This window comes from Polaribacter glomeratus (assembly GCF_002954665.1).
Classification (GTDB): domain Bacteria; phylum Bacteroidota; class Bacteroidia; order Flavobacteriales; family Flavobacteriaceae; genus Polaribacter; species Polaribacter glomeratus.
Map to the genome: position 1 here is coordinate 529322 of NZ_MSCM01000001.1, position 11785 is coordinate 541106.

7 protein-coding genes are annotated in these 11785 nt (G+C 29.8%); 3 read left to right on the plus strand and 4 right to left on the minus strand.

The genetic code is table 11. The features are described from left to right. Positions 1–17: 17 nt before the first annotated feature. The 4 genes from BTO16_RS02285 to BTO16_RS02300 form a co-directional block, all read right to left on the minus strand. On the minus strand, positions 18–2000 hold the full coding sequence (locus tag BTO16_RS02285) for a M1 family metallopeptidase (protein ID WP_245891937.1): 1983 nt from the start codon (positions 1998–2000) through the stop codon (positions 18–20). A 68-nt stretch (positions 2001–2068) separates the two neighbouring features. After that, positions 2069–4054: a M1 family metallopeptidase gene (locus tag BTO16_RS02290; protein WP_105020048.1), complete on the minus strand. Its 1986-nt coding sequence runs from the start codon at positions 4052–4054 to the stop codon at positions 2069–2071. Positions 4055–4130: 76 nt separating this feature from the next. After that, a complete protein-coding gene (locus tag BTO16_RS02295; RefSeq protein WP_105020049.1) occupies positions 4131–5069 on the minus strand; it encodes an NAD-dependent epimerase/dehydratase family protein in 939 nt (312 codons plus the stop codon). Positions 5070–5322: 253 nt separating this feature from the next. Continuing rightward, positions 5323–5835: a nuclear transport factor 2 family protein gene (locus tag BTO16_RS02300; RefSeq protein ID WP_105020050.1), complete on the minus strand. Its 513-nt coding sequence runs from the start codon at positions 5833–5835 to the stop codon at positions 5323–5325. Between the two features lie 194 nt (positions 5836–6029). Between BTO16_RS02300 and BTO16_RS02305 the strand changes: the two genes are divergently transcribed. The 3 genes from BTO16_RS02305 to cas9 all read left to right on the plus strand — a co-directional run. After that, positions 6030–9023: a ligand-binding sensor domain-containing protein gene (locus tag BTO16_RS02305; RefSeq protein ID WP_245891939.1), complete on the plus strand. Its 2994-nt coding sequence runs from the start codon at positions 6030–6032 to the stop codon at positions 9021–9023. Positions 9024–9105: 82 nt separating this feature from the next. Next, entirely contained in the window at positions 9106–9738 is a 633-nt protein-coding gene (locus tag BTO16_RS02310) for a response regulator transcription factor (RefSeq protein WP_105020051.1), read from the plus strand. A 740-nt stretch (positions 9739–10478) separates the two neighbouring features. After that, positions 10479–11785, plus strand: a 1307-nt coding sequence (gene cas9, locus BTO16_RS02315) for a type II CRISPR RNA-guided endonuclease Cas9 (RefSeq protein WP_407675510.1), incomplete at its 3' end; no start/stop codon positions are given.

Consider the following 11785-nt stretch of genomic DNA (forward strand, 5'->3'; position numbering starts at 1 on the left):
TAAGATTGAGTTTTTTATCAATTTTCCATATTCCTAAAACTAGCTACATAAAAATTAGGATCAATAGTTACTTCTTTTTTAGCGTCCGCATCATTCACATAGTAATACGTCCATTTTGTTTTAGGAGTAATCCAAAGCTCTTGATTATTTAGCGTTACTTTTAGGGGCATCTCAAAATCAACAATTGTATTTATCCAGCGATAAACAAATTGGTTCTCTTTAAAATAGTATTCTAATGTTGGTATTTGCGTAGTTCTTAAATATTGATCAAAAAATAGCTTCAAATTTAATCCAGAACGTTTTGTAATGTAATTTTCAACTTCTGCTGTAGTTACTGTTTTATGATAGAACTCTTTATTTAAACCTGTAAGAATAGCGCGCCACTTTGTATCGTCATTAAGTGCGTGTCTTAAAGTATGCAAGACTACTGCACTTTTAGCATATACATCTCCTGAATACTCAATATCATTTATATCATAATCGCCAATAATTGGTTGGTCGTTCTTGATTTTTTTAGATAGTCCTTTTATATATTCTTCTCCTGCCTTTTGTCCATAATGATATTCAACATACAGGGCTTCAGAATAGGTTGTAAATCCTTCATGTACCCACATATCTGCCATGTCTTTGTAGGTAATATTATTTGCAAACCATTCGTGCCCAGATTCGTGGATGATTAGATAATCGAATTTTAAACCCCAACCAGAACCTGAAGAATCTTGACCATCTCTTGGCATTCCATTTTGGTATCCCCAATAGCCTATAGCACTTTGATGCTCCATACCAACTCCTTCTACCAGTTTATAACCATCTTCATAAAATGGATAAGGTCCAAACCAATGCTCAAAAGCTTCTAGCATTAAATGCACCTGTTTAAATTGTGCTTTGGCTTTTTCTAAATTTTCTTGATACACATAGAAATCACATTCAAGTGTTCCGTTTAATCCTTTGTAAGGATCAGAAAAATGAGCATAATCTGCCACATTAAGACTAACTCCGTAGTTATTAATAGGATTTAGAACCGTCCATTCGTAGGTGGTTTTTCCGTTTTTATTTTTTTCTGTAGCGGTTAGTTTTCCATTTGCAACCGCCATTAAGTCACTAGAAACCGTTGCACGAATCGTCATTCCGTTATCTGGTTCATCATACATATGATCTTTATTAGGCCACCACAAACTAGCGCCTTCACCTTGACAAGATGTAAAAACTACAGGTTTGCCGCTTGCATCTTTTCTCCAGGTAAAACCTCCATCCCAAGGCGGTCTTGGTGCTTCCTTAGGATTTCCTTCATAAAAAACTTCAATTTCTTTTGAGGATCCTACTACTTGATTTTCGTTTAATTGGATAAAATAAGCATTCCCATTTTGTGTAAAATTTAAAGAAGTGCCAGATTGCAGCACTTTCGTAATTTTTAAAGGAGGTTGCAAATCAATTTGCATGCTTTTATTTGCTACTAATACTGTATACGTTATTGTATTAGATCCTGTAAGAAATTTATTTTCGATGTCTAATTCAAAATCTAGTTTGTAGTGCGTTAAATTCCACCAAGCTCTTTCTGGAGTTATTTTTCCTCTTAAAGTATCTTGCGCTGTATATGCTTTTTCAGCTACAGCTTTTATCTTCATATCCCTTTTAATAGGATTTCGACTCAAGGTTACAGGACCTAAATTGCGAGATTTGACAAAAGCAAAACCTTTGTAGGTATTTGTTTCAGCATCCCTTTTTAATTTAAAATTAAACGTGGTTTTAGGCTGCTCTATATTAAATAATAGTGAATCGTTCTTAAAAAGCAAATAATCTAAAGGTGCATTTACTTTGTTAATCCAATTTTGCCATTCCCAATTGAAGGTACCAGCATAGTTATTGTTATTTTCTTCAATGATAACCTCTAAATTTCCCTTCGGATTATTAATTTCATACCATTTACCTGTTTTGTTTTGACTGTATATTGTGCAAATGGAGACTTGGAAAATCAATATAAATAGTATTTTTCTTTTCATCTTGTATTTTTACTGTTTGGTTAGAGTGATGCCGTATTAGTTTTTATTTTTTTGATTACTATCAACATTTATTTATCCATATTTTTTAAACTCAAAACATAAAAATTAGGATCGATACTTAACTCCTTTTTAGTATTAGTATCTGTATCGTTTAGATGATAAAAAGTCCATACTGTTTTTGGTTTAATCCAATATTCTCTATTATTGATGTCTACTTTTAAAGGCATTTCAAATCCTACAATCGTATTTATCCATTTGTAAACAAATTGATTATCCTTAAAATAATATTCTAAGATTGGTCTTGTTGTAGTTCTTAAATATTGATCAAAAAATGGTTTCAGATTTAAGCCTGAATGTTTTATGATATAATTCTCAACATCCGCAGAAGTAACGGTTTTATGATAAAACGCTGTATTTAAACCTGTAAGAATAGCGCGCCACTTTGTATCATCATTAAGTGCGTTTCTTAAAGTATGCAGGATTACTGCACTTTTTATGTACACATCTCTAGACCAATTAAAATCATTTACATCGTAATTTCCTATAATAGGTTCTTCGTTTTTAATAAGTTTAGACAACCCTTTTATATATTCTTCTCCTGCTTTTTTTCCAAAATGATATTCTAAATATAAGGCTTCAGCATAATTTGTAAATCCTTCTTGAATCCAAACATCAGCTACATCTTTAAACGTAATGCTATTTGCAAACCATTCATGACCAGATTCGTGGATAATTAAATAATCGAATTTTAAGCCCCAACCTGAATCCGAGGGGTCTTGAACAGTTCCTAACCTTCCGTTTTGATAGCCTGAATACCCAACAGAACTTTGATGTTCCATACCTTGCCCTTCTACTAATTTATAACCATCTTCATAAAATGGATACGGTCCAAACCAATGCTCAAAAGCTTCTAACATTAAATGCACTTGTTTAAACTGCTCTTTTGCTTTTTCTAAATTTTCTGGTAACACATAATAATTACATTCAAGTGTTCCTTTTAAACCTTTATAAGGATCTGAATAATGAACATAATCTGCTACATTAAGACTAACTCCGTAATTGTTGATGGGATTTACAACGGTCCATTCATATTTTGTTGTTCCGTTTTTCTTTTTTTCTGTAGCTGTCAATTTCCCATTGGCAACCGCCATTAAATCATTGGGTACAGTGATACTTATGACCATTCCGTTATCTGGCTCATCATACATGTGGTCTTTGTTTGGCCACCACAAACTAGCACCACCACCCATACAAGCAGTATAAATAAATGGTTTGCCATTGGCATCTTTATTATAGGTAAATCCATCTCCCCAAGGTGGATTTGGATCTATTCTAGGACTCCCTTCATAAAAAACCTCAATTTCTTTTGATGTCCCTATTGCCTGATTTTCATCTAATTGAATGAAATATGCGTTACCATCTTGTTTAAAAGTCAACGATTTACCAGATTGCTTCACTTTGGTAATTTTCATTGGAGGTTGCAGATCTATTTGCATCACATTTTTTGATTCTAATACTGTATATGTGATCGTATTAGAACCTTTTATAAATCTATTTTCTACGTCTAATTCAAAATCTAAATTATAGTGGGTTAAATTCCACCAAATTCTTTCTGGCGTTATTGTACCTCTTAAAGTGTCTTGTCTTGTATACTTTTTTTTAGCAGGTTTGGTATTGGTTAAATCTCGTTTTATTGGAGTTCTACTGAATTTTACTGAATCTAATTTTTCAAATTTCTGATAATAAAAACCATTATAGGTATTTGTTTTAGGATCCCATTTTAATTTGTAGTTCTCAATATCATTTCCACTTCTTAACTCAAATAAAAGAGAATCTTTTTTAACAAATAGCTCATAAAGTGGTGCATTAGCTGTATTCCTCCAGTTTTTCCATTCCCAATTAAAAGTACCAGAATATGCATCATTATTCTTTTCTATGATTACTTCTAAACTAGGTGTGTCTTTAATTTCATACCATTTGCCTGTTATAATTTGGCTATGTAACGTGCAAATGGTTAATTGAAAAATTATTAAAAACAATATTTTTCTTTTCATAGTGTATTTGTTTTATAGTCTAAACTTTGTTTGATTGCATCAATTTTCAAGTTCATTTTATCTATCATAAATAAGACTAACCAGCATATTCATTAAGGGTTTGTTGAGCAGAAACAAATGGTAAATCTAATTCTCTTTCAGCCAAACCATTTTGATAAATTACTTTAGCAGCATGTTGTGGTTCTTTTTTATTCAGCATCAAAGAAATATCTGATATTGGATAGGATTCACTACTCAATAAATAGTTTTTACCATGTAACCCTTTTTTTGTTGCAGCGTTGTAAATACCTTTTGCAACATCTTTTACATTTACCATTGCCATTTCTGCATCCGTATCAAATAACATTTGTACAAAAGGATTCGGCGCAATATTATTCTTAATTAAATACTGTAAACCAGTAGAGGTAGAGTCTTGTCTTTGCGACATTGATTTTCCAAAAACACCAACGGGTGATACTGTTGTTATTTCTACATCTAAATTAGGATGATTTTTTATAAAGTCATTCACGGTTGTATTCGCAATAAATTTTGCTTGTGCATACGGATGACTTTCTTCACTCATAAAAGGAGTATCTTTTTCACTGAATATATCACTTGATGATTTATTACCAGCGGGTAAAGGAAAGTTGGTATTGTAAGCAGCAACCGAAGCAATTAAGACCGCTTTTTTTACACTTGGAGTGCTGTTAATTACTGCTAAAAAATTTTCTGTACCTTTTATCGTTGGATCAAATAATTCGGTTTTTGCATCCACAAAATCTAACTGAAAAGGAGTGCCGCCATGCACTACAATATCGCAATCTGATACAAAGTTCTCTAACTGTTTTTTATTTTCTACATTCAACGGAATGATGCTCAAGTTTTGAGCATTAGTTAGTTCTTTTAAATGTGCGTATTTTTCTCCTTTTGTAATGTCTGTCGAAGAAACTTTAACTTTAAAACCTTGCTCTAGAAAGTTTTTGGTAACATAACTTCCTATAAAGCCAGAACCTCCAATAATACCTACTGTTTTCATAATAAATTGATTTTTAATGGTTACTATATTTATTTTAGTTGTTGTCTGATAAAAGACATAAGTTCGCTTTGTTTTTAGAATCAAGACTTGATTTTAAAAAGGGTTTATCAAGCTAAATACATTTTTAATCGGACACTATTGATTTATTTTATAAAGTTAAATTTAAAAGACACCACCAAGAATCATTAAGCGATTTTAGCAATGCCTTTCAAGTTTGGTTAGTTGTTTATAATTACTTCTTCTTTTTCTTTCTCTAATTCTTTGTTAATTTATAACCCATAGCCTGATACAAAGCTAACACGTCATAATAGATTGTAAGGCTAGCAATTTTACCGTCTGTTATCATTGCCGTTGATTGGTAAGGCATATTCACTTCAATACTATCTTGTGTAAAAATGTAGTTTCCCCAAACAGAAACCCAATCACCTTTATAGTCGCCATCAATAACTCTAAATGTCTGACTAATAAAGTTGTTTTTCTGTTCTGTTCTTACTTTATTCCATTCTTTCCAATTGGCAATTAATTCAGCTTTTGTTTCTGTTTTACCGAAGCTTGGCCCCTTTTGCACAAAGTTTTCAGCGAGTAAGCTAGCTACTTTGTCTATTTTATTATTTAAAAGTGCATCATAATAATCTGCAACTACTTTTAAATCTTCTTCGGCAGTAGGATTTTCTATTACTGTTTCTTTGTAACTTTTGTTTTGCGCAAAACTAATTTGCCCAATTAGCAGAAATAATACAATTGCACTTGTTTTTAATGTTTTCATAAGTTTGGTTTTAATAAATAGTTTTTATGTTGGTAATTATAAAAGCTAAATTAAAAGATGTTTAGTGTAATGTCAATCACATCTTAATGTGATATTTAGCTTCTTTATTTTTGTATATTTGAAACCAACTAACTACCTAATAATGCTTTTTGAAAATCTTTAAAAAAATCGCTCTAAGAATTACCTGTTTTATATTGGCACACGTTTGTAATTCTGTGTATGCACAAAATCCATCTCAAATAGATGTACTTACTACAGAACAAGGGTTGCCTTTTAGAGACATTACATCTATAACTCAAGATGCTACAGGTGCTATGTGGTTTGGCACAGACATTGGTTTGGTTCGCTACAATGGTTATAATTTTAAGGTTTATAATTCTGATAAAAAGAACCCTTTTTATATTGAAGAGGAATTAATTACAGGAGAATTAGTCTATGATAAGACTACTAATGAACTTTGGTATTTAGCAAATGAAAGGCTCTTTAAACTACAATTATCTACAGATAAAGTTATTGCCTATAACAGCACACACAACATCAAAGGCAGCGTTTTACGAATATTAAAAGCGACAGATGGTAGTATTTGGATTATGTCTGACGATTTTTTATCCGTAGAAAACGGAAAAGCAAAACAATATTTACAAAAATTAACAAATGAAAAATTTGAAGTTAGAGCTTCTATAAAAAGACCTAAATATGCGTATAGTAGATTAGTAGAGGATAAAAAAGGTAATATTTTATGGTCTGCACCTAACGGAAGTTTAAAATTTGATTGCGAAGGAAATTTATTAAATACGTTTCAATTATCAAATTATACGTGGCATTTTGCCGATTTAAATTTTACGGTATCTTTTTTTAATAGTAATAATATTCATTACTTTTTTCCAAGAAAAGAACTTGGTATTTTTACTTTTGATGAAAAAAAATTAACCAAAAAACGAATTTTTAAAGGCGATGACCAATTTTACTATGCCATAGAAGATCACCAAAAACAACTATGGTTTGCTAGTAGTAAAAAGTTATATCGCATGAATTTTAAAGGAGAATTTGTTGATTATACCAAACAATTAATCTCTAGATTTGAGTACTCTAAAATTAATTATCTTTTTATAGATGCTAATAAATTACTTTGGGTTGCAACCGATAATGGTTTGTTTAAAATTCAAATAATTGAAGAACTTTTTAAAACTCTTTTTACATCTAAAAACAAAGGTTGGGGCAACACAATGCGTGGTATTTTTGAAGATAAATATGGAACTGTTTTTGCAAAATGTGAAAGTGAAAACAAGCTTATCTACAAAACAAAAAATGGCATTATTGATACTTTACAAATTAAACTAGATAGTGTCTCAAGAGATGCATCAAAATACAAAAGCAATTTTTATGTTTTAGATGATAAAAAGCGCAATGTGTTTACAATAGGAGATAATTTGCTGAAAATAAATTTGAAGGATGGAACTACTAAAAGTTACCCTCAATTTAATTATAATATTTCACTTAAAGGAGAAAACACATTAATTAAGCTTAAGAATGGTAAAATCCTTTTAGGACAAAGTCTAAACAGATTACTACTTTTTAATCCTGAAACAGAAACTAGTAAACTTATTTTTAAAAACCCAAAAGCTGAATATAATATTGCCGATTTTAGATATTTTAAAGAAAGTAAAACAGATAGTGTTTTATGGATAGGAACACAAAATGATGGTGTACTAAAAATACATCTTAGCGGACGATTAATAAAACAATACAAAACGGATTCTAAACCAAGTGTTTCAAGAAATTTAATTCTTGTTATGGAAGAGGATATAGATGGCAGTCTTTGGGTTGGTACTTATGCCGGTGGACTTAACCATATTTCTGCAGATGGAAACACCGTAAAAAAATATACCAAAACAGAAGGCTTACCAGATAACAATATTGTAGGGATCTTAACAGATAAAGAACAAAACCTTTGGATTAGTACTTATAACGGAATTTCTAAATTCAATAAAAAGACTAAAACTTTTCAAAATTTTTATGATGAAGATGGTTTGTCAAATAACGAATTTAACTATTCATCATTTTATAAATCGAACGCTGGCGATTTTTATTTTGGAGGCATGAATGGTTTAAACACCTTTAGACCTAAAGATATTTTAAAAAAATCGAATCCTCCAAGGTTACATCTTTCAAGTATTAACCGATATAACAGTAAAGATAAAAAGAACTTTAATACAGATTATAGTCAAACAAAACTTACAACTTTAAAAATTTCACCATATGATCAATACTTTGAAGTTCGTTGGATGATGCCCAGCTATTTTCAGAACAACAAGAATACTTATAGTACTAAATTAGAGGGTTTTGAAGACCGTTGGTTTCATCAAGGCAATGCTTCATTTATTCGCTACAATCAATTGCCAGCTGGTAATTATGTTTTAAAAGTAAAAGGTAAAGATTCTCGAGGAGTTGAGAGCGCTACTATTTTATCAATTCCTATTACTGTGCAACAAGTATTTTATAAAAAATGGTGGTTTATAAGTATCATCATTTTTTTAATAATAGTGTTGTTTTACGCTATTTTTATATATCGATTAGAGCAAGTTTTTGCCATGGAAAAATTGCGAACCAAAATTGCAAGTGATTTACATGATGATGTTGGCTCTATGCTTTCTGGCTTGGCAATGCAAACCGAACTTTTAGAGACCAATGCAAATGATGCAGATAAATTTAAGTTACAAAAAATTGCAACGATTAGTAGAAACGCAATTTCGCAAATGAGAGATTTGGTTTGGAGTATTGATAGTAGAAGGCAAAGCACAAATGATTTAGTAGAGCGAATGCGAGAGCTTTCGGAAGATTTATTGCTATCAAAAGAAATTACATTTCAATTAGAAACGGACACTATAAAATACCCGAATCGAGAGTTATCGCCACAAATAAAACAAAATTTATTTTTAATATTTAAAGAAGCGATCACAAATATAATTCGTCATTCAAATGCAAATCATGTAATTATTAGTATTGTAAATTGCAAAAAAGGAAGTCATTTTAACATAAAAGATAATGGTAAGAATATAGGAGACTGTAATTCTACAGGATTAGGATTGTCAAATATGAAAATGCGAACAAAGCAAATAAAAGGCAAACTTAAAATTACCAAAGATGCTGGCTTTTATATTCAAATATATCTTCCATTTAATTTATAATATCACATTAATATGTGATTTTTTTTAAATAGTTATTTTTATAACTTTACTAGCTAAATATATGTGTTACAAATTATAAAAAATGAATGATTTAAGACTTGCAATTATAGAAGATGATGTTTTAGTGCAAGAAAGCTTAAAGGCATTTTTTAACATACAGTCACATATAGATTGTGTACTTATTACCTCTTCGGTTGAAGATTTTCTTAAAAATGTAGATTTACATATACTTCAGCCATCAATTTTGATATTAGATATTAATTTATTAGGAATGTCTGGTATTAAAGGAATTCCTTTAATTACAAAAAAGTTACCTGATATTGATATTATAATGCTCACAACTTTTGAAGATAGTGATAGCATTTTTAAGGCTTTATGTGCAGGAGCTTGTTCTTATTTATCTAAAAGAACACCTTTAAAAAAAATACTTGAAGCGGTAGAAGTTGTTCATAAAGGCGGCTCTTATATGTCACCTTCAATAGCTAGAAAAATCGCAAATCATTTTGCACCAAATACCTCAAAAAAAGGATTACTTACTGCAAGGCAAAAAGAAATAGTAACGGAACTTGTTGACGGGAAAAGCTATAAAATGATTGCTGACAATTTATTTATATCATTAGATACTGTTCGCAGTCATATAAAAAATATTTACAAAGTTTTAGAGATTAATAGTAAAGCAGAATTAATTAAAAAGTCTTACGATAATGAGATTTGAATCTTTTAGCAAAAAATTAGTCAGTTTTGTTATTCGTTTAAGTTTAGTTCGTTTTGTGGCTAAAACGAGATTTTAAACAATATTCTAAGGGTTACAAACTTTAAATAATAGTCTTTTTATAGTTTTGAAATTTAGTAAGTTAAACTTAAATTGCTTGAAATTGTATTTCAAAATAGGTTCATTTTTTACTCCACAATTATCAACATACTTACTAGTTTTTTATAAAGTTCTTTATTTCCCGTGTTCCAAATCGTGTTCAATTTTGGAGTTAAAGGTAATGATTTCTTGAATATTAAGCATAAAAAAACAGTTTAGAGTGAACTAAACTGTTGTTTTGTAAACGATTGAAGTTTGTAGCGAGAACGGGATTTGAACCCGTGACCTCAGGGTTATGAATTTTACAAAAACTCCCTAATTTTTCGCTTTTATGCTATATTTTAACTAAATCGTGTACCGAAACGTGTACTCTGATTTATAAAAAAATTCTACTCAAATGTACTGATTTTTGTGATACAAAATCAATCATCTTTAGAAATTCAATAACTTAATTATTTTTATAAAAGAAAGCGACATCATAATTAAATATGATGCCGCTTTAAATGTTTTCACAACGGAATAATCCTTATTGTGAATTGATTTCAAAATTGTTATACAAATATAAAATAAAAAAATGATACTATTTTACGGGTTTCAGTAAATCTAATTTATTTTTTTATTCTAAATTTAGAAAAAAATAGATTATGAAAAAAATATTAGGTTTAGACCTTGGTACAAACTCTATTGGTTGGGCATTAACAACACAAGACTTTAATAATAAGAAAGGAGAAATAAATGGCCTAGGTAGTAGAATTATTCCTATGTCTCAGGACATTTTAGGTAAATTTGATTCTGGACAATCTTATTCTCAAACTGCAGAAAGGACTAAATATAGAGGTGTTAGGAGACTTTATCAAAGAAATTTATTAAGAAGAGAAAGACTTCACAGAGTTTTAAATGTTTTAAACTTTTTACCGCAACATTATAAAGAGTCCATTGATTTTGAAAAACATTTCGGACAATTTAAAAATGGCACAGAAGAAAAACTTAACTATCGTAAAAATGAAGTTGGAAAACATGAATTTATATTTATGGATTCTTTTAATGAAATGGTTACTGAATTTAAACAAGCGGGTAAAGAAACTACTATACCTTTAGATTGGACTATATATTACCTCCGTAAAAAGGCATTAACTAAAAAAATTAGCCAAGAGGAATTAGCTTGGATATTATTAAACTTTAATCAGAAAAGAGGTTATTATCAGTTAAGAGGAGAGGATGAAGAAGGAGGTAAGGAGAATAATAAAAGTTTTGAGACGCTTTTTGTTGCAGAAGTTAAAGTGTCTGGAGACGTTATAAAAAAAACAGGGGAATTGCTTTATGATATTTATTTTAATAATGGATGGAAGTATGATAAACAAACAACAAAACCTGAAAGTTGGTTAAATAAACTAAAAGAATTTATAGTCACTACAACAGAACTTAAGAATGGAGAGATTAAAAGAAGTTTTAAGATCGTAGATTCGGAAACAGATTGGATTGCTATAAAAGAAAGTACACAGAAAAAAATTAAGTCTTTTAATAGTGAGAAAAGTCTTGTTGGAGTAGGACAATTTATATACGAAACACTATTACAAAATCCAACACAAAAAATAAGAGGAAAACTAGTTAAAACTATTGAAAGAAAGTTTTATAAGGAAGAACTGCAAGAAATATTAAAAACACAAATAAAATTTCATTCTGAATTACAAGATAGAGAATTGTATGATGCCTGTATAAATGAATTATATCCAAGAAATGAAGCGCATCAAAATAATATAAAGGATAATGGTTTTGATTATCTATTTATTGATGATATAATTTTTTATCAACGACCATTAAAAAGTAAAAAGTCTACAATTTCGGATTGTCCTTATGAAGAAAGATTTTTTATAAAAGAGGGTATAAAAAATACGCAAAAGATAAAATGTATTGCTAAGTCTAACCCTTTATTTCAGGAATTTAGATTGTG

Excerpts from the sequence above, each read along its gene's own strand:
- BTO16_RS02285 (WP_245891937.1), bottom strand. The coding sequence starts at position 2,000 with ATGAAAAGAAAAATACTATTTATATTGATTTTCCAAGTCTCCATTTGC.
- BTO16_RS02290 (WP_105020048.1), bottom strand. The coding sequence starts at position 4,054 with ATGAAAAGAAAAATATTGTTTTTAATAATTTTTCAATTAACCATTTGC.
- BTO16_RS02295 (WP_105020049.1), bottom strand. The coding sequence starts at position 5,069 with ATGAAAACAGTAGGTATTATTGGAGGTTCTGGCTTTATAGGAAGTTAT.
- BTO16_RS02300 (WP_105020050.1), bottom strand. The coding sequence starts at position 5,835 with ATGAAAACATTAAAAACAAGTGCAATTGTATTATTTCTGCTAATTGGG.
- BTO16_RS02310 (WP_105020051.1), top strand. The coding sequence starts at position 9,106 with ATGAATGATTTAAGACTTGCAATTATAGAAGATGATGTTTTAGTGCAA.